This is a genomic window from Extensimonas perlucida, from assembly GCF_007655255.1.
GTDB lineage: Bacteria > Pseudomonadota > Gammaproteobacteria > Burkholderiales > Burkholderiaceae_C > Extensimonas > Extensimonas perlucida.
In genome coordinates, this window is record NZ_VMYE01000017.1 from 22,082 (window position 1) to 39,496 (window position 17,415).

16 protein-coding genes and 3 pseudogenes are annotated in these 17,415 nt (G+C 66.5%); 6 read left to right on the forward strand and 13 right to left on the reverse strand.

The genetic code is table 11. From position 1 onward, the window contains the following. The 10 genes and pseudogenes from FK527_RS12960 to FK527_RS13010 all read right to left on the reverse strand — a co-directional run. Nucleotides 1-402, reverse strand: a pseudogene (locus FK527_RS12960) (glycine--tRNA ligase subunit beta); the annotation flags it as partial. Nucleotides 403-422: 20 nt separating this feature from the next. Next, entirely contained in the window at nt 423-896 is a 474-nt protein-coding gene (locus FK527_RS12965) for a type II toxin-antitoxin system VapC family toxin (protein WP_144734626.1), read from the reverse strand. A 58-nt stretch (nt 897-954) separates the two neighbouring features. Beyond that, nucleotides 955-1,251 (reverse strand): AbrB/MazE/SpoVT family DNA-binding domain-containing protein, encoded by a 297-nt coding sequence (locus FK527_RS12970; protein ID WP_222116154.1) that lies wholly within the window; start codon nt 1,249-1,251, stop codon nt 955-957. Between the two features lie 90 nt (nt 1,252-1,341). Beyond that, nucleotides 1,342-2,247: a glycine--tRNA ligase subunit alpha gene (glyQ, locus tag FK527_RS12975; RefSeq protein ID WP_144734628.1), complete on the reverse strand. Its 906-nt coding sequence runs from the start codon at nt 2,245-2,247 to the stop codon at nt 1,342-1,344. Between the two features lie 76 nt (nt 2,248-2,323). Further along, a complete protein-coding gene (fabB, locus tag FK527_RS12980) occupies nt 2,324-3,550 on the reverse strand; it encodes a beta-ketoacyl-ACP synthase I (protein ID WP_144734630.1) in 1,227 nt (408 codons plus the stop codon). Between the two features lie 11 nt (nt 3,551-3,561). After that, nucleotides 3,562-4,092, reverse strand: coding sequence for a 3-hydroxyacyl-[acyl-carrier-protein] dehydratase FabA (gene fabA, locus FK527_RS12985; protein ID WP_144734632.1), 531 nt, complete (start codon nt 4,090-4,092; stop codon nt 3,562-3,564). 83 nt (nt 4,093-4,175) lie between these two features. Beyond that, complete coding sequence (lnt, locus tag FK527_RS12990) at nt 4,176-5,822, reverse strand: apolipoprotein N-acyltransferase (protein ID WP_144734634.1); 1,647 nt, start codon at nt 5,820-5,822, stop codon at nt 4,176-4,178. Then, entirely contained in the window at nt 5,822-6,856 is a 1,035-nt protein-coding gene (locus tag FK527_RS17595) for a CorC family transporter (RefSeq protein ID WP_246072801.1), read from the reverse strand. The genes lnt and FK527_RS17595 overlap by 1 nt, the downstream gene beginning before the upstream one ends. Nucleotides 6,857-6,972: 116 nt before the next feature. Next, a complete protein-coding gene (locus FK527_RS13005; RefSeq protein WP_144734636.1) occupies nt 6,973-7,701 on the reverse strand; it encodes a GNAT family N-acetyltransferase in 729 nt (242 codons plus the stop codon). A gap of 164 nt (nt 7,702-7,865) precedes the next feature. Next, nucleotides 7,866-8,822, reverse strand: a complete 957-nt coding sequence (locus tag FK527_RS13010) for an esterase/lipase family protein (protein ID WP_144734638.1) — start codon at nt 8,820-8,822, stop codon at nt 7,866-7,868. A gap of 220 nt (nt 8,823-9,042) precedes the next feature. Here FK527_RS13010 and FK527_RS13015 point away from each other — a divergent pair, with 220 nt between their 5' ends. Next, the gene (locus tag FK527_RS13015) at nt 9,043-9,969 is read left to right on the forward strand and encodes an MBL fold metallo-hydrolase (protein ID WP_144734640.1); all 927 of its coding nucleotides are present in this window, start codon (nt 9,043-9,045) and stop codon (nt 9,967-9,969) included. Nucleotides 9,970-10,035: 66 nt separating this feature from the next. Here the strand turns inward: FK527_RS13015 and FK527_RS13020 are convergent, their stop codons facing one another. Then, nucleotides 10,036-12,027, reverse strand: coding sequence for a lytic transglycosylase domain-containing protein (locus tag FK527_RS13020; protein ID WP_144734642.1), 1,992 nt, complete (start codon nt 12,025-12,027; stop codon nt 10,036-10,038). A gap of 16 nt (nt 12,028-12,043) precedes the next feature. On the opposite strand from FK527_RS13020, the gene FK527_RS13025 reads away from it, so the two are divergent. Continuing rightward, nucleotides 12,044-12,616, forward strand: coding sequence for a 5-formyltetrahydrofolate cyclo-ligase (locus FK527_RS13025; protein ID WP_144734645.1), 573 nt, complete (start codon nt 12,044-12,046; stop codon nt 12,614-12,616). On the opposite strand, the gene FK527_RS13030 is transcribed toward FK527_RS13025, so the two are convergent. Together FK527_RS13030 and FK527_RS13035 are read right to left on the reverse strand one after the other, a co-directional pair. Next, complete coding sequence (locus tag FK527_RS13030; RefSeq protein WP_144734648.1) at nt 12,585-13,469, reverse strand: methylated-DNA--[protein]-cysteine S-methyltransferase; 885 nt, start codon at nt 13,467-13,469, stop codon at nt 12,585-12,587. The genes FK527_RS13025 and FK527_RS13030 overlap by 32 nt on opposite strands. Further along, the gene (locus FK527_RS13035; RefSeq protein WP_144734650.1) at nt 13,459-14,112 is read right to left on the reverse strand and encodes a DMT family transporter; all 654 of its coding nucleotides are present in this window, start codon (nt 14,110-14,112) and stop codon (nt 13,459-13,461) included. Before FK527_RS13035 ends, FK527_RS13030 begins: the two co-directional genes overlap by 11 nt. On the opposite strand from FK527_RS13035, the pseudogene FK527_RS13040 reads away from it, so the two are divergent. The 4 genes and pseudogenes from FK527_RS13040 to FK527_RS13055 all read left to right on the forward strand — a co-directional run. Continuing rightward, a pseudogene (locus tag FK527_RS13040) lies at nt 14,111-14,272 on the forward strand (thioredoxin domain-containing protein); the annotation flags it as partial. The gene FK527_RS13035 and the pseudogene FK527_RS13040 sit on opposite strands and share 2 nt — an antisense overlap. A gap of 272 nt (nt 14,273-14,544) precedes the next feature. Beyond that, nucleotides 14,545-15,063 (forward strand): annotated as a pseudogene (locus tag FK527_RS13045) (glutathione S-transferase C-terminal domain-containing protein); the annotation flags it as partial. A gap of 48 nt (nt 15,064-15,111) precedes the next feature. After that, nucleotides 15,112-16,344 carry a multifunctional CCA addition/repair protein gene (locus FK527_RS13050; protein WP_144734656.1) on the forward strand — a complete coding sequence of 411 codons (1,233 nt, stop codon included), beginning with the start codon at nt 15,112-15,114 and terminating at the stop codon, nt 16,342-16,344. A 10-nt stretch (nt 16,345-16,354) separates the two neighbouring features. Then, nucleotides 16,355-17,392: a microcin C ABC transporter permease YejB gene (locus FK527_RS13055; RefSeq protein WP_144734659.1), complete on the forward strand. Its 1,038-nt coding sequence runs from the start codon at nt 16,355-16,357 to the stop codon at nt 17,390-17,392. The last annotated feature ends 23 nt before the right edge of the window (nt 17,393-17,415 follow it).

Here is a 17,415-nt window from a genome sequence, read left to right on the forward strand (position 1 = left end):
CCGGGGCCCGAACCCCCGCGGCGGGGCCTGCCGGGCCCCCGCGCGCCCCCCGCGCCCCCCCACGGCCGCGAGCGCCGCGTCGCTGCCTATGTCCACGCCCAAGCCCTGCAACTTTTTGCGCAGTGCGGGCGTGGGCTGGCCTTGCGCGTCCAGCCCCACGGCCACGGGCATGAGCTTTTGGCGCACGGCCTGGTCGGCGGCCTTGGCGGCCACGTCGGTGATGTGCGCAGCCAGGCGGCGCGGCGAGGCGTAGGCCGTAACTTTGGCATCGGCCCCGGCCAGTCCCTGCGCACGCAGCTGCTCGGCAAGCACGCCGGCGAAAGCGTCGCCCAGTTTCTTCAGCGCTTTGGGCGGCAGTTCTTCGACGAACAATTCCACCAGCAGATTCGCGTTGGCGTTCATTCCATTCCTATGACAAAAAATCAACGATTCGAAAGGGTCACGATGCGAAAGCCCAGCCGCTGCGCGCTCGCCCGCATCGCGGTATCCAGCGTGGCCACGGCCTTGCAGCCGTGGCGCTGCGCCACCGCGAGGTGCAGCGCGTCGCCGCCACGCAGGCCGCTCGCCGCATCGGCCACCCAGTCGGCGGCTTGCAGAAAGTCGGCTTCGATCACGTTCAGGCGGTGCACGGCCGCCATCAGGTCGGCAAAGCGTTCCCCCGCATGGCGCGCCTGCCCCTGCGACAAGGCTTTTTTGCGCACCTGGATGCTCAGCGCGCTCGCAAATTCGGTCTCGGCCCACCAGGCTGTGCCCAGGTGTGTCAGGTCTTGCGCCTCCAGCCACGCCACGGCGGGCGCGCTCTCGGCCTGGCGAAAGCCGTAGGCGCACCATACGCTGGTGTCGACATAGGTGGCGTCCCAGCGGCGCGGCGGGTGGTGCAGGGTCGTGACAGGCATGAAAGACTTGAGCAGGCTTGCGGTCGTGGGTTTTCAAAAGCGCGCGTCAATGGCGTTGTCAATAACGCTCATTGGCGCGCACTTCCTCGATCACCGACTCGGTCAGCGGCATGCTGGCCAGATGTTCGCGGATGCGCGCGATCAGCTCCTCTTTGCTGAGCTTGGGCCGCTGGCGCCGAGCCGAAAGCTGCCAGGCGCCGCCCGGCGTGGCTTCGGGCGGCTGCAGGTGCAAGGTGTCACCCTCGCGCACGCCAAGTTCACGCGCAAGCGCTGCGGGCAGGCGCACCGCAAGGCTGTTGCCCCAGCGGCTCACGGTCAGGTCCAGGCCCTCGGTGGGCAGGTCATTCGCTCCCATGGTCGGCTCCTTTCTCAGCGCAAACGTAGATACTCGTATCTACATTGTAGTGGCCGCACGCTTCATCGCCCCGACCCATGGCCCCGACCCTCAGGCGGCCTTGGGCGCGAGCTGCGCCACCCATTCACGCGGCGCCATCGGAAAGCCCAGGCGTTCGCGGCTGTCGTAGTAGCTCTGTGCCACGGCACGCGCAAGGTTGCGGATACGGCCTATGTAGGCCGCGCGCTCGGTCACGCTGATCGCGCCGCGCGCGTCCAGCAAATTGAAAGTGTGCGCGGCCTTGAGCACCTGTTCGTAGGCGGGCAGCGCGAGCTGCTGCGCCATCAGGTATTGGGCCTGCTTTTCGTGCGCATCGAAGGCCGTGAACAAAAAGGCCGCGTCGCTGTGCTCGAAGTTGTAGGCCGACTGCTCTTTCTCGTTTTGCAGGAACACGTCGCCGTAACTCAGCCCTTCGGTCCACTGCAGGTCATACACGTTGTCCACGCCTTGCAGGTACATCGCCAGGCGCTCCAGACCGTAGGTGATTTCGCCCGTGATCGGGCGGCAGTCCAGGCCGCCGACCTGCTGGAAGTAGGTGAATTGCGTGACCTCCATGCCGTTGAGCCACACCTCCCAGCCCAGGCCCCAGGCGCCCAGCGTGGGGTTTTCCCAATCGTCTTCGACGAAGCGGATGTCGTTTTTCTTCAGATCGAACCCCAGTGCCTCGAGCGAGCCGAGGTAGAGCTCGAGGATGTTGCTCGGCGCGGGTTTGAGCACGACCTGGTATTGGTAGTAGTGCTGCAGGCGGTTGGGGTTTTCGCCGTAGCGGCCGTCCTTGGGGCGGCGGCTGGGCTGCACGTAGGCGGCCTTCCATGGTTCGGGGCCGATAGCTCTTAAAAATGTAGCTGTATGCGACGTACCTGCGCCGACTTCCATGTCATAAGGCTGCAAGAGTGCACAGCCCTGGGCATCCCAGTAGCGCTGCAGGGTGAGGATGATTTGCTGAAAGGTGAGCATGGCGTGGAGCGCGCGGCAGGCGCGCCGCGCAGCAAAAAATGAATGGAAGAAGGATGCCCGGGCCTTTTTCGCGTCCTCAAGCGCCGTCCCAGCGGCGTAGCACCAGGCAAGCGTTGGTGCCGCCGAAGCCGAAGCTGTTGGACAAGGCGGTGCGGATAGCCGCGTCGCGCGTTTCGCGCACGAGCGGCATGCCCTCGGCCGCAGGATCGGGCGTCTCGACGTTGATCGAACCCGCGATGAAACCCTGCTGCAGCATCAAGAGACAGTAGATGGCCTCCTGCACGCCGGTTGCACCGAGCGAGTGGCCCGTGAGCGACTTGGTCGAGGAAAACGGCGGGATCGCATCGCCGAACACCGTGCGGATCGCGCGCAGCTCGGGGACGTCGCCCACGGGCGTGGACGTGCCGTGCGTGTTGATGTAATCGATAGGCTCGGTGAGGCCCGCAATCGCCTGGCGCATGCAGGCCACGGCGCCGTCGCCCGATGGCGCAACCATGTCCACGCCGTCCGAGGTGGCACCAAAACCCACCACTTCGCCGAGGATGGTGGCGCCGCGCGCCTGCGCGTGCGCGAGGCTCTCGAGCACCACGGCACCGCCGCCGCCCGCAAGCACAAAACCGTCACGGTGCAGGTCGTAGGGGCGCGAGGCCTTTTCAGGCGTGGCGTTGTAGGCACTGGACATGGCACCCATGGCGTCGAACAGCATGCCCATGCCCCAGCTGAGCTCCTCGCCGCCGCCCGCGAACATCACATCCTGCAGGCCGAAGGCGATCTGCTGCGCGGCCACGCCTATGCAATGCGCCGAGGTGCTACAGGCCGAGGTGATCGAATAGTTGACGCCCTTGATGCCAAAGTTCGTGGACAGGCACGCCGACACGGTGGAGCTCATGCAGCGCGTGACCTGGTACGGCCCCACGCGCCGTATGCCCTTGCTGCGCAAAATGTCGGCCGCCTCGATCTGGTTGGCCGGCGAGCCGCCGCCTGAGCCCATGATGAGCCCCGTGCGCGGGTGCGAGACTTCGGCCGGCGTGAGGCCCGCCTGCGCGATCGCCTGTGCCAGCGCGATATGCGCGTAGGCCGCGGCGTCGCCCATGAAACGCAGCTGCTTGCGCTCGATGTGCGCCTCGAGGTCGATCTGCGGCACGCCCGCGACCTGGCTGCGCAAGCCCATTTCGGCAAACTCGGGCATGGCGCGAATGCCCGAACGCCCCGCGCGCAGCGCCGCCGTGACGCTGGCGCTGTCGTTGCCTATGCAAGAGACGATGCCGGTGCCGGTGATGACTACGCGTTGCTTGCTGCTCATGCGATTCCTCCTTAACTGCCCTGCGCTGTGCCGCTGAGCCCCTTGTTTTGCTGGAACAGCCCCACGCGCAGGTCGTTGGCAACATAAATTTCCTGGCCATCGACGGACATGCGCGCGTCGCCTATGGCCATCACGAGTTTGCGCTTGATCACGCGCTTGATGTCGATGTCGTAGCGCACGAGCTTGGCCTCGGGCCCGACCTCGCCGGTGAACTTGACCTCGCCCGCACCGAGCGCGCGCCCGCGGCCCGGCAGACGCAGCCAGGTCAGATAAAAGCCTATCAGTTGCCACATGGCGTCCAGTCCCAGGCAGCCAGGCATGACCGGGTCGCCCTGAAAATGGCAGGCGAAAAACCACAGGTCGGGGCGCACGTCGAGCTCGGCACGGATCTTTCCCAGCCCATGCGCACCGCCATCGTCGTCGATGTGCGTGATGCGATCGAACATCAGCATGGGCGGCAGCGGCAGACGGCCGCTGTCGGGACCGAACAACCTGCCTTCTGCCGAGGCGATCAGTTGCTCGTAGGAAAAGGAATCTACCATGTCAAACGTGCTCCAAAATGGGGCAAAAAAGGGTTGCGCCCCGGCCGTGCGTACAGCGCGCGGGCTGCGCGTAAAAACCGCGATTATCCGGTCAAGAGACGTCGCTGCTGCCGCCACCACCGCAACCAGGTCAAGAAAACCACCCCAAAAGCCGCGAGCCACAGCGGCGCCAGGCCCCAGCGCGCGGCCCAGCGCGCGTAGGGCGTGCGCTGGTCGCCGCCCTGCGCCGCGTCCGTGCCACGGCCCTGCACCGTGCCGTAGAGCACGCCGCGCGTGAGGCGCGGCAGCTGGTGCGTGACCGTGCCGCGGTAGTCGATGATGGCGGTGGCGCCGGTGTTCGTCGCGCGCACCATGGGGCGCTCGAACTCGAGCGCGCGCATGCGGCTGATCTGCAAATGCTGGTCTATGGCCAGCGTGTCGCCGAACCACGCGATGTTGCTGAGGTTGACGAACACCGTGGGCGCCCGCGTCGCGTCGGCAAAGCGCGCGGCGAGCTCCTCGCCGAACAAATCCTCGTAGCAGATGTTGGGCGCAAAGCGCTGTCCGGCCCAGGCAAACGATGGCTGACCCACGCCACCGCGGCTGAAGTCGCCCAGCGGGATGTTCATCATCTCGGTGAACCAACGAAAAAACGGCGGGATGAATTCGCCAAAGGGCACCAGGTGGTGTTTGTCGTAGCGGTAGGGTTTGGCCTGCCCCGGCGCAAAGCCCAGCGCGGAATTGGTGTAGCCGATGTCGGCATCGCCCAGCGGAATGCCGAGCAAGCCCGCCTGCGCGCCCTGCGTGAAATGCGCCGCGATGGTTTCCAGATAGCCGGGAATGAGCTGCTGCGGCAGCAGCGGAATCGCCGTCTCGGGCGCCACCACGAGCGCCGCTTGGGTCTGCAGCAGCGCCTCGCCATACCAGCGCAGGGCCAGCGCTACGCCCGTGCCCGGTTGGAATTTTTCGTCCTGCGGGATGTTGCCCTGCAGCAGCGCGAGGCTCACGCGCCCGGGCGCTTTTGCGCCATCTTTTGGGATGGCCTGCTCGGCGCGCGTGCAGCCTGGCAGGCCGGTGAGGTCGCCCAATGCGCAAGCGCGCTGCCCATGCGCCGCGGCAAGCAACACCGCCGCCGCAGCCACGAGCAGCCAGGTGCGCGCGCGGCGCAAGTCCTGCAGGCGCAGCTGCGCCAGCCCCATCGCGAGCGCCGCCGCCACCGCGCCTATGCCATAGACGCCGACCCAGCGCGCGAGTGCGGCCAGCGGCCCCTCGACATGCGCGTAGCCGCCCGCGCCCCACGGAAAGCCCGTCCACCAGGTGCCGCGCGCGAGTTCCGCAAGCAGCCAGCACGCAGCAAAAAAAAGAGCGGCCCACGCTTTATGGACGGGCGCAAACGCGCGAAAAAGCCCTGAAACCACGGCATAGTAGGCACCGAGAAACAGCGCGAGCCCCAGCACCGCCGCCACGGCCAGCGGCGCCGCCAGGCCAGCGTAGGTGTGCATGGAGATGAACAGCCACCAGAAAGTCGCCGTGAGCCAGGCCGTCGCAAACACCCAGCCCAGCAGCGCGGCGCGCTGCCACGACACGGGCTGGCACAGCAGGCGCGCGAACACCGCAAGCGACACGATCTGCAGCCACCATTGCGGCGCGCCGCTGCCGGGCCAGGCGAGCGCCATGGCCTGCGCGACGCCAGCCACCGCGGCGATGAAAAGCGGTGCCAGCGCACCGCGCCAGGACAAAACCGCGCCCATCAGCCAGCAGCGCCGGCGCTGCGCGCGACCTTGAACCAGCGCACCGCGCCCCCTTTGGTGTGCAGGACCATGAAGTCCAGGCCCGCGAGCTGCAGTTGCTCGCCGCGCTTGGGCACGTGGCCCATCTCGTGCGCGACCAAGCCGCCAATGGTGGCGAACTGCTCTTCGGCCTCGTCGCCCTGCAGTGGCGCGTCGAAGACCTCACGAATGCGCTCCACGGGCGTGTCGCCGCTCACGCGGTACGTGCCGTCGGCCAGGGCGAAGATGTCGCCCTCTTCTTCAGGGATGTCGAACTCGTCCTCGATCTCGCCGACGATCTGCTCGAGCACGTCCTCGATGGTGATGAGGCCCGCGACGCGGCCAAACTCGTCGATCACCACGGCCATGTGGTTGCGGTTGCCGCGAAACTCACGCAACAGGTCATCGAGCGCCTTGCTCTCGGGCACAAACACCGCCGGCCGCAGCAGCGCGCGCACGCCTAGGAGCCTGTCGGGCTTTGGAATCGTCGGCTGCGAATGTGCCGCAGCGGCCCATTTTTTACCGTTTTCTTGCCCCATAGCACCACTATGGGGCGGCGAATCCGGCAAAAACTGGCCTCGCTGGGGCGCATTCTCGCTTTCGACGCCCAAAGTCCGACAGGCTCCGAGGTCCGGAGTGCGCTGCAGCTTGAGCAGGTCTTTGGCCATCAGCGTGCCGATGATGTTTTCACGCTCGCCCTGGTACACGGGAAAACGCGAATGCCCGGTCTGGATGACGAAGTCCAGCAGTGCGTCGTAGGGCATGTCGATATCGATCACGTCCATGCGCGGCGCCGCCACCATGGCGTCGCCCGCCGTCATGTCGGCCAGGCCGATGATGCGCTCGAGCATCACGCGGGCATCGGCCTTGATGAGATCATTGTCCTCCGCTTCGGCCAGGACTTCGATGAGCTCCTGCGTCGAATCCGGTCCGGGGTGGATGAACTCGGCGACTTTTTGCAGGAAGCTGCGCTTGTCTTCCTTTTCGGGCGGGCGTGTAGGGTGTGGGTCGGACACTGTCTTGGCGTGCAGGACATGCGGTAGTGGTGCTAGCCGAGAGGATAGCGGATCGGCGTGACGCCGCGCCAAATATCCGCCTGCACCCACCCGCGGCACGCGGTAGGGTCTCTGCCCTATTGCGCCGACTTGTGGCGCGCCTCGCGCACGCCCTGGCGGATTTCTTGCAGACCGCCCAGCAAATCCCAGAAATGCTTGGCCTGCCGCTTGAACTGGTAGTCGAGTTCGGCGTACTGCTGCTCCACCAGTTCGGCCATGCGTGTGTCGAAGCTGCCCGGCGGTATCTGCAAAAAGGCCTCGGACTCGGAGCCTTCGTAGCGCACCACGGCCCCGGCCTTGCGCGCGATCTTGAGCATGGGCACGTTCTCGGTGAGGGCGTGGATGAACATCATGTTCACGCCCTCGTTGCGCGCGTGCATCACGGCGCGCTCGAACAGGCGTGCCCCCAGGCCCTTGCCGCGCGCCTGCTTGAGCACGGACACGCCAAACTCGGCGCAGTGCTTGTATTCGGGGTGCTCGCTGAATGCCAGGTGTGCCATGGCGATGAGTTCCAGACGCCGGTTGAAGATGCCGAACACTTCGTCGCGGTCGAAATTGATCGAATCGACATAGCGCCCGATCTGCTCGTCGGTCGCAGCGTAGCCGAAGCGCAGATAACGATCGCGCGGATCGAGTTGCAACAGGTGGGTGCGGATGCGCTCGCGGTGCGAAGGGCCCAGCGCGCGTATGGGCACCATCACGGGCAGGCGATGGGCCTCTTGCCGCGGCGCTGCGCTTTTGGCAGCAAGCGCGCCATTTTCACCGGCGCCCGCCGTGGTTTGATGTGGGTCTTTGGTAGCGATCATGGTTTCAATCCTAGGGTTTACCCTAATGCCCAGCATTATCTGCCCGCGTTTGCTGCACTGCAACAAATTTGTGGTACCGCACCAACTGTAGAAGATGCCCTCCCTCTTGGGAGTAAGTAATAGCCCTTATGGTCGCCACTCGCTATTTCCCCTATCTCCCGTCGTCAGGCGGCAAGTTCCTCGAGTTCCTCCAGACAGGCTTGCACCAGCGGCGCATGAAAGGCCATCTGCAGATGCGCCACCCCCGGCACCAGGCGGTTGTCGGCGCCGGGCAGCGTAGCCGTGCTGGCCGGGAACACGACGCTGTCGCAATTGGAATACCAGCAGGTAAAAAGCGCGGCGCGGCCTGCGGGCTCGTGTTGCCGCAATGCCGCGAGCCAACGATTGCCGATGCGCATCTGTGCCCCGTTGTGTGCACGGGTGAAGAAGGCGCTCCAGGCCCCGCCGTGCGGCGAGCCCAGCGTGATGATGCGGTGCACGCGGCGCTCGGCCGCATCTGCGCCTGCGGCGCCCGTTTTTTCATCCCTTTTGCCGCCATAGGCACGCAGCCACGCGCGCGCCGCAAGGCCACCCATGCTGTGGCCAATGATGACGGGCGGCATTCCCGTGGCCGCCGCCACGCGGCGCACCGCGGCGTCTATGGCCGCCGCATAGTCGTCGATGGAGCCGAATGCGGGCTCGAGTGTCGGCGCCACGTAGGCATGGCCGCGTGCACGCAGCAGGCGCATCCAGGGCAGCCAGAAGCCGCGGTTGCACAAAAAGCCGTGCAGCAGCACCACGCCGCGACGCGTGGCTTGCCCCTGGGGCGGCGGCTCGGGCAGCCAGTCGGGTTCTGCATGTTCGCAAAAGGGTTGGCGCCAGCCAAATACCACGCAGGCGTGCAACGCCTCGGCGCCCCAGGCGTGCAGCAGTTGGGCGAGGCGCGGGCGCGGCACGGGCTCATGGCGATTTGCACGCCACATGAAGACGAAAGGCAAGGCCTGCACGAGCCCGTACACCACCCAGGCCAGGGCCCAGCCCGCGAGCGCATGGGCAGGCGAGCGCGGCCACTGCCAGGCCAGCCAGGCGATGAGTGCCAGCCAGGAACCGAAAACCACCGCGCGCTGCCAGCGTGCATTCATGTCCACTCCTTTGGGTCATTGCCCCTCACGTCTTTGCCACGAAAACAGGCTGTACGCACCTGGCAGAAAATTGGCAAAATCGGGCAACCTTACCAAACAATCGTTCGCTCAGGAAACCTGCGCAGAGTCCGCTGCCCTTATCCCGTCCCTGCGCCGTCCCTGCGCCGTCCCTGCGCCATCCTTGCGCCGCCCCTTTGCTGCACACAGAATCTGTACCACCATGGCATCTGCAACACCCACGCTCCCCCCTGACATGGCCCTGTTCGAGCGCGGCTGGCTTTCTGCCAACAGCATCGTTTTCCAAGGCCACCACGGCACGGCCATCGTCGACACCGGCTACCACAGCCACGGCGCACAGACCGTGGAGCTGGTGCGCGCCGCGCTCGGCGGCCGGCCGCTCGAACGCATCCTCAACACGCACTTGCACAGCGACCACTGCGGCGGCAACGCGGCCCTGCAAAGCGCCTGGCCCGAGGCGCAAACGGCGATCCCGCCGGGCCTCGCGGCCCACGTGCGCGACTGGGACCCTTATGCGCTGAGCTACACGCCCACGGGGCAGGAATGCCCGCGCTTTGAGATCGACGGCGTCTTGCAGCCGGGCAGCGAAATCCCGCTCGGCGACCGGCTCTGGCAGGTGCACGCCGCGCCCGGTCACGATCCGCACGCCGTGCTGCTGTTCGAGCCGCAGGAGCGCCTCTTGATCTCTGCCGACGCACTGTGGGCGAACGGCTTTGGCGTGGTGTTCCCCGAGCTCGAAGGCGAGAGCGCGTTTGCCGAGGTTGGCGCCACCTTCGACGTGATCGAATCGCTGCAGCCGCGCCTGGTGCTGCCGGGCCACGGGCCCATGTTCAGCGACGTGGCGCGCGCGCTCGACGTGGCGCGCCGGCGCCTCGAGGGCTTCGTGCAAGACCCGCGCAAGCACGCGCTCTATGCGGCCAAGGTCTTGCTCAAATACAAGCTGCTCGAATGGCAGCAAACCACGCTCGGCTACGTCTGCAGCTGGGGCGAGGGCACGCCGTACTTCTGCATGCTGCACGAAAACTATTTCGCCGATCAGAGCCGCCACGCCTGGCTCGAAAGCCTGGCCGACGAACTCGTGCGCTCGGGCGCGGCGCGGCGCGAGGGCGAGGTGCTGCTCAACGCCTGAACCTCTGCGCAAGGGTGCACATGTGCAGGGGTACGAACACCGCAGCGCCCTAGCCGCCCCTGCGCCTCACGGCAAGTCGGCATTCGCCGGCACCTGCACATCGCTGCGCGGCCCGACCTGGCCCAGACGGGCCTTGAGCGACTGCGGCTGGCCCGTGAGCACTGCCGCGTAATTGGTGGTGTTGGCGAGCACTTTCTTCACGTAGTCGCGCGTTTCGGTAAATGGCACGTTCTCGGCCCAGATGGCGCCTTCGAGCACAGGGCCGTTGCGCCAGTTGCGCGGGCGGCCCGGGCCGGCGTTGTAGGCGGCTGCGGCGAGCGGCATGGAGCCCTCGAAACCATCGAGCACGAGCTTGAGGTAGGCCGTGCCCAGCGTGACGTTGCTGTCGCGGTCCGCCAGTTGGTCGGGCGTGAAGCCGCTCAGGCCGATTTTGCGCGCCGTCCAGCGCGCCGTCGCGGGCATGATCTGCATCAAGCCCGCGGCGCCCACGCCCGAGCGCGCATCGAGGATGAAGCGGCTCTCCTGCCGGATCAGGCCATAGACGTAGGCCGGATCGAGCCCTATGGCCTGGCTGCGCGCCACCACGAGTGACTGCAGCGGCAGGGGGAAGCGCTGACGGTAGTCCATTACGCTGCGTGTGCGCTCGCTGGTGTTGATGCAGCGGTCCCACACCTCGCGCTCGCAGGCCAAGTCGGCCGCCGCGAGCAGTTCGCGCTCGCCCATGCCACCGCTCGTGTGCAGATTGGTGGCGTAATTCCACTCGCGCACGCCCTCGCTGCGCAGGCCAAGCGCGATCGCGTACAGGCTGCGCTGCAAGGCCGCGTTGGCGCGTGCGGCGGCTTTTTCTTCCTCAGTGAGCGGCGCGGGCGCAGGCGGCACGGTGACGCGCTGGCCCAGCTCCTCGAGCGCGAGCTGCTCGTAAAAGCCTTGCGGGCCGGCGATGCTCTCGAGCAGCTGGCGTGCCTGGGCGCGCTCGGCGTCGCTCACGTGACGCTGCGCGAGCAGCGCGCGCGCCTTCCAATACACCCAGGTGCTGTCGCGGCGTGCGTCCTCGCTCATCGCGTCTATGGCCTGGCGCACGGTTTTCCATTGTCCGGCGCGCAACGCGGCGCGCGCTTGCCAGGCCAGCATGTCGTCGGTCAAATCCCGCTCGCGCGTGACGTTGGCAAAGTAGTCGAGCGCCTCGGGCGCCAGGCGCAGCGCGGCCTGTTTGCCGATCGCACCCCAGACCCAGTTGCGTTCCTCGGGCGAGAGCTGGCCCGCCCACTTGGCGTCGAGCAGGCGCGCGGCGTTGTCCACGTCGCTGGCGGCAAGGCGGATCAGCGCGAGCGATACGAGCTCCCGGCGCAGCCTGCCGCGCGTGGTGGCAAACGACAGCAGGTATTTGCTCGGCGCCTCGAACATGCTGCGCGCCTCGGGCAGGGCCTCGGGCGCGACGATTTCCACGGCGTTGCGCGCCGCGCGCGGCTTGTTCGCCTCCACGGCCAGACGCGCCTTGCGCCAGACGTCGAGCGCGCTGATCTTGCCGTCGGCGTAAAAGCGGCTCGCGGCCTGCGTGCAGCCGTCGTCGGCCTCGCGCAGCGCATACCAGCGGCGGCGCAGCTCGTCGGCGGCGCGCGCGTCGGCGCGGCCTTCAACCTCGTCGATCAGTAGCGCGTAGCAGCGCACCTCATGGTCGTCGCCCATGCGGTAGCCGGGCAGAAGTGCCGCAAACTGCGCCCATTCGCGCCGCTGCCCCAAAAGCAGCAACCAGTCATTGCGCAGGCGGTCTTCCTGGTAGGTGCCGGCGTAGCGCTGTAAAAAGTCCTGCACCTCCTGCGCGCCGGCTTCGTCGAGGCGCGCGCGCAGCGCCCAATACGCGGCCCAGGGTTCGAGCGCGTGGCCGCGCACCGCGGGCAAAAGCTGCTGCAGTTTTTGCTTATCGCCTTTGCGAAAGGCCTGCTGCATCTCGAGGATGGTGTCGTCGCCAGGGTTTGGCACCTGTGGCTGCGCAAACGCCAGTGGTGCGCTCACGGCCAGCACGGCGGCAAGCGATGTCAAAATCTTCGACCATTGCATGGGAGAGGATTATCCGATGGACAAAACAGCCCTGCGGCGCGCCCTGGTAGCGCAGCGCCTGAACCTGCCCGACCGCGCGGAGCGCGTGCGTGCCCTGCAGCAGGTGCTGCGCATCTGGCTGCTCGGCCGCCCCGACACCGTGATCGGCGCGTACTGGCCCATCAAGGGCGAGTTCGACCCGCTGCCCGCGCTGCACCGCTGGAAGGAAGACGGCGAGCTGCAAAGCCAGCCCGTGCGCCGGCGCATCGGCCTGCCCGTGATCGACAAGACGCACAAGACGCTGAGCTTTCACGCCTGGTACCCCGGCTGCCCCATGGAAGAAGACGCCTACGGCATTCCCAAGCCCAAGGACACCGAGCTGATCGTGCCCACGCTGCTGCTCGTGCCGTGCGTGGGCTACGGGCCGGGCGGCTACCGCCTGGGCTACGGCGGCGGCTTTTACGACCGCACGCTGGCTGCGCTGCAGCCGCGCCCCACCACCGTGGGCCTGGGCTTTGCGCCGGGCTTCATCGACGACTTCGAGCCCGAGCCGCACGACCAGCCGCTCGACGCGATCCTCAACGACCATGGGGTGGTGTGGCCGGTGTAGATCGCTCGCCTCCTCTGCCCGCCTCCCACGCCAGCATCGCCAGCTTGCGCTCGGCGCCCCAGCGGTAGTTGCCTGCTGCGCCGTTTGCGCGGATCACGCGGTGGCACGGAATCAAAAAACCGATCTGATTGGCTGCCAGCGCATGGCCCACGGCGCGCTGGGCGTGAGCAAAGCCGGCATGCTGGGCCAGTTGCTGGTACGAAATCACCTGGGCGAATTCGGTGTAAATCAGCGCCTCCCACACCTTGATCTGGAAATTGGTGCCACGCAACACCAGGTGCACGCGCCCTTTGGTGGGCGTGGCAGGGAAGACTTGATGCAGCAGATTCTGTGCGCCCGGATCATCCCGCTCCAAGTTGGCCCTCGGCCAGCAAGTGGCCAGCTCCGCCGCCATGGCTTCGTGGCTTGCGATCGAAAACGCGAAATGGCAAACCCCGCGCCGCGTCCAGCCAACCATGACCTCGCCAAAAGGGGATGCGGCAAAGCCGAAGGCTATGTTCACCCCCGCTCCTGCAGCCTTGACTTCGGCGGGCGTCATGGCTTCACAGCTCACCATCAAGTCATGCAGGCGGCTGACGCTGCTCAACCCCACGTTTTCCGTGACCGACAAGGCGTCGCGCGATGCCAGCAACTGCTGCTTGGCGTATTCCTTGGTCAGATACTGCAGAAAACGCTTGGGCGATATGCCCGCCCACTGCGCAAAAACCCTTTGCAGGTGAAAGGCGCTGACATGCACGGCCGCGGCAATTTCTTCGAGCGAAGGCTGCTGCGTGGCGTGGCCTCTGATGAAGGCGATGGCACGCGCCACGAGTGCATATTGCCGGCTTTGCTCGGCGGATTCATCAAGCGGCATCGGGCTTCCTTTGCGGAAATACGGTGGAAATGGAAAAACCCGTCACCAAAGCCGTTCCCCACAACACCGACACACCGCCCACCAGGGTGTGCCAACCCACATGCTCGCCCAGAAAGGTCACGCCCCAGAGGATGCCGAACACCGGGATGAGAAAAGTCACGGTCAAGGCAGGCGCGGCGCCAAGATCGGCGATCAGGCGAAAGTAAAGCAAATAAGCCACTCCGCTGCACACCACCCCAAGGGCCACGACCGACAGCGTGACGTGCAGCGGCGGCACGCCGGGCAGCGCGGGCGCATGCCAGGCGAACGGCGCCAGCAGCAGGGTGGCCGCCCACATGCTGCCGTGGGCGTTGGCAAAAGGCTCTACCGACCTGGCCATCTTCGTGTACGTGGTGGCGATGCCATACGGCATGAACAGAAACGAAGCGCCCCAAATGGCCGACAGAAGCAGCAGACGGGCGAGGCTGGCGGTGTTCATGGCATTGCTATGGGATAGAAGAAGGCGCCACGATAGCGGACGCATGCCCCTGCATCCATCCGATTCTTGCGCACTTGCAAGCGCGGGCCGCTTTGCCATCGGCTCGCCGCACAATGCAGAATCGGTGTTGGCTTTCGCGACACCCACTTCCAAGGAACCCGCCATGCCCAAGCTCTACATCGGCAACAAAAACTACTCCTCGTGGTCCATGCGCCCCTGGGTGCTGATGCGCCAGGCGGGCATCGCCTTCGAGGAAGTGAAGGTCCGTTTCGACAGTTTTGCATCCGACTCGCAATTCAAGCGCAGCCTGCAGGGCATCAGCCCCAAGAACCTGTTCATGATCTTTTCATGGGGTACGTTGCCCCGCAAAGGCAGTGGATGCAAGGCGCCCACCGCAAACCGCACTGATGTGCGGCGAGGATGGGCAACGCCGCAGACGCTGCCTTTGCGGGGCAACCCGAAGGGCATGGCAGCAAACGGCCACGCTCGTCGTTGCCCGCCTTGCCCAGGCCGCCAGCATGGGCTGCGGCAGGCGCCTAGACCGTGGCCGTTTGCTGCCATGCGTACCCCATGAAAAGATCATGAACAGGTTCTAATGGCAAGGTGCCCGTGCTGGTCGATGGCCCGCTCGTGGTGTGGGACTCTCTGGCCATCGCCGAGACCTTGGCCGAACAGTACCCGGACAAGCAGCTCTGGCCACGAGACCCTGCCGCCCGCGCGCAGGGCCGCAGCGCCTGCGCCGAGATGCACAGCGGCTTTACCGCGCTGCGCAGCCACTGCCCGATGAACATCGAAGCCCGCCTACCAGACATCGGCGCCATCGTCTGGCGCGACCAGGCCACCGTGCGTGCCGACGTGCAACGTCTGGCAGAGCTCTGGAGCGCCTTGCTGCAGGCATCGGGCGGCCCGCTGCTGCTGGGCCGCTTCAGCATCGCAGACGCGTATTTCGCACCCGTGTGCATGCGCCTCATCACCTACGGCCTGCCCGTGCCGCCGCACATTGCCGCCTACGTCGAGCGCGTGCGTGCCCTGCCCGGCGTGCAGGACTGGATTGCCGACGCGCTGGCGGAGCAGGACTTCCGCGCATTCGAGGAACCCTATCGGCTGCAGCGCTGAGAACCGCGCTGCTCCGCCGCCCGGCAGCGCCGCCACTACACTTGCCCCATGCAAATCTACATGGTGGGCGGCGCGGTGCGCGATCAGTTGCTGGGCCGGCCCGTGAACGACCACGATTGGGTGGTGGTGGGCGCCACGCCCGAGCAGATGACGGCGCTGGGCTACCTGCCCGTGGGGCGCGACTTTCCGGTGTTTTTGCACCCACAAACGCGCGAGGAATACGCGCTGGCGCGCACCGAGCGCAAGAGCGGGCGCGGCTACCGTGGCTTCGTGGTGCAGGCTTCGCCCGATGTGACGCTGGAGCAAGACCTGGCGCGGCGCGACTTGACTATCAATTCGATAGCTATAAGCGCTGATCCAGCAAGCGCTGGAGCCATTATTGACCCTTATGGCGGGGTACAAGACTTGCAACGCCGCGTGCTGCGCCACGTGAGCGAGGCCTTTCACGAAGACCCGGTGCGCATCCTGCGCGTGGCGCGCTTTGCGGCGCGCTTTACCGACTTCAGCGTGGCGCCCGAGACCATGCAGCTGATGCGCGAGATGGTCGCGCACGGTGAGGCCGACCACCTCGTGCCAGAGCGCGTGTGGCAGGAGCTCGCGCGCGGGCTCATGGAGGACAAGCCCTCGCGCATGTTCGAGGTGCTGCGCGAATGCGGCGCGCTGCGCGTGCTGCTGCCCGAGGTGGACCGGCTCTGGGGTGTGCCGCAGCCGCCGCAGCACCACCCCGAGGTGGACACCGGCGTGCACCTGCTGCTGGTGCTGGACATGGCCGCGCGCCTGCAAGCGCCGCTCACGGTGCGCTTTGCCTGCCTCACGCACGACCTGGGCAAGGGCAGCACGCCGCCCGACATTCTGCCGCGCCACATCGGCCACGAGCAGCGCAGCGTGCAGCTGCTCAAAGGCCTGTGCGCGCGCTGGCGTGTGCCCAACGACTGCCGTGAACTCGCCGAAGTGGTGGCGCGCGAGCACGGCAACATCCACCGCAGCGGCGACCTGGGCGCGGCGGCGCTCGTGCGCCTGCTCGAGCGCTGCGACGCGATCCGCAAGCCCCAGCGCTTCGAAGAGATATTGCTCGCCTGCGAATGCGACGTGCGCGGCCGCCTGGGCTGCGAAGATGCGCCCTACCCGCAGGCCGCGCGGCTGCGTGCGGCGCTCGCGGCAGTGCAATCGGTGGCTACCAGCGAAATAGCCGCCCACGCCCAGAGCAAGGGCCTTAGCGGCGAAAAAATCGGCGAACTGATCCACGCCGCGCGCGTAGATGCCGTAGCAAAGGCGCTCTGAGAACCTGTTCATGACCACCTACATCCTCAAACGCCTGCTGTTGATGTTGCCCACGCTGCTGGGCGTGCTGCTGCTGACCTTTGTGGTGATCCAGTTCGTGCCCGGCGGGCCGGTGGAGCAGTACCTGGCCGAGGCCAAGGCCGGGCTGGGACACGGTGGCGAGGGCGCGGGGCTCAGCTACCGCGGCGCGCAAGGGGTCGATCCCGAGCGCATCGCGCAGATCAAAGCCTTGTACGGCTTCGACAAGCCCGCGCACTTGCGCTTTTGGCAGATGCTGCAGCAGTTTGCGCGCTTCGACCTGGGGCGCAGCTTTTTCCAGAACAAGGACGTGTGGCAGCTCATCGCCGAAAAGCTGCCCGTCTCGGTGAGCCTGGGGCTGTGGACGTTTTTCATCAGCTACCTCGTGGCCGTGCCGCTGGGCGTAGCCAAGGCGGTGCGCGCGGGCTCGCGCTTCGACCTGCTGACCACGCTGCTCGTGCTCGTGGGCTATGCGATCCCCGGCTTCGTGCTCGGCGTGGCGCTGCTCGTGATCTTTGGCGGCCAGCTGCAGTGGTTTCCGCTGCGCGGGCTGACCTCGCCGAACTGGGACGAGCTCTCGTGGGGCGCGCGCATCGTCGATTACCTCTGGCACATCACGCTGCCCGTCACGGCCATGGTGCTGGGCAGCTTTGCCGTGACGACCATGCTCACGAAAAACGCCTTTCTCGAAGAAATCCGCAAGCAATACGTGCTCACCGCGCGCGCCAAGGGCCTGAGCGAGCGCCAGGTGCTGTGGCGGCATGTGTTTCGCAACGCCTTGATCCCCATCGTCACGGGCTTTCCGGCAGCCTTCATCGGCGCGTTTTTCACCGGCTCGCTGCTCATCGAAACGCTGTTTTCGCTCGACGGGCTGGGCCTGCTCAGCTACGAAAGCGTGATCCGGCGCGACTACCCCGTGGTGCTGGGTACGCTGTACCTTTTCACGCTGATCGGGCTGTTCACCAAGCTCGTGAGCGACTTGTGCTACGTGTGGGTGGACCCGCGCGTGAAGTTCGACGGGGGGCAGTGACGGCAGGATGGGCGTGGGCGACG

What these genes read in the sequence shown, in the direction of transcription:
- FK527_RS13010 (WP_144734638.1), bottom strand. Translation starts at nt 8,822, where the DNA reads ATGAATGCACGCTGGCAGCGCGCGGTGGTTTTCGGTTCCTGGCTGGCA.
- FK527_RS13055 (WP_144734659.1), top strand. Translation starts at nt 16,355, where the DNA reads ATGACCACCTACATCCTCAAACGCCTGCTGTTGATGTTGCCCACGCTG.
- FK527_RS13025 (WP_144734645.1), top strand. Translation starts at nt 12,044, where the DNA reads ATGGACAAAACAGCCCTGCGGCGCGCCCTGGTAGCGCAGCGCCTGAAC.
- FK527_RS13005 (WP_144734636.1), bottom strand. Translation starts at nt 7,701, where the DNA reads ATGATCGCTACCAAAGACCCACATCAAACCACGGCGGGCGCCGGTGAA.
- fabB (WP_144734630.1), bottom strand. Translation starts at nt 3,550, where the DNA reads ATGAGCAGCAAGCAACGCGTAGTCATCACCGGCACCGGCATCGTCTCT.
- glyQ (WP_144734628.1), bottom strand. Translation starts at nt 2,247, where the DNA reads ATGCTCACCTTTCAGCAAATCATCCTCACCCTGCAGCGCTACTGGGAT.
- FK527_RS13015 (WP_144734640.1), top strand. Translation starts at nt 9,043, where the DNA reads ATGGCATCTGCAACACCCACGCTCCCCCCTGACATGGCCCTGTTCGAG.
- FK527_RS13035 (WP_144734650.1), bottom strand. Translation starts at nt 14,112, where the DNA reads ATGGCGGGTTCCTTGGAAGTGGGTGTCGCGAAAGCCAACACCGATTCT.
- lnt (WP_144734634.1), bottom strand. Translation starts at nt 5,822, where the DNA reads ATGGGCGCGGTTTTGTCCTGGCGCGGTGCGCTGGCACCGCTTTTCATC.
- FK527_RS12965 (WP_144734626.1), bottom strand. Translation starts at nt 896, where the DNA reads ATGCCTGTCACGACCCTGCACCACCCGCCGCGCCGCTGGGACGCCACC.
- FK527_RS13030 (WP_144734648.1), bottom strand. Translation starts at nt 13,469, where the DNA reads ATGCCGCTTGATGAATCCGCCGAGCAAAGCCGGCAATATGCACTCGTG.
- FK527_RS12970 (WP_222116154.1), bottom strand. Translation starts at nt 1,251, where the DNA reads ATGGGAGCGAATGACCTGCCCACCGAGGGCCTGGACCTGACCGTGAGC.
- FK527_RS13020 (WP_144734642.1), bottom strand. Translation starts at nt 12,027, where the DNA reads ATGCAATGGTCGAAGATTTTGACATCGCTTGCCGCCGTGCTGGCCGTG.
- fabA (WP_144734632.1), bottom strand. Translation starts at nt 4,092, where the DNA reads ATGGTAGATTCCTTTTCCTACGAGCAACTGATCGCCTCGGCAGAAGGC.
- FK527_RS13050 (WP_144734656.1), top strand. Translation starts at nt 15,112, where the DNA reads ATGCAAATCTACATGGTGGGCGGCGCGGTGCGCGATCAGTTGCTGGGC.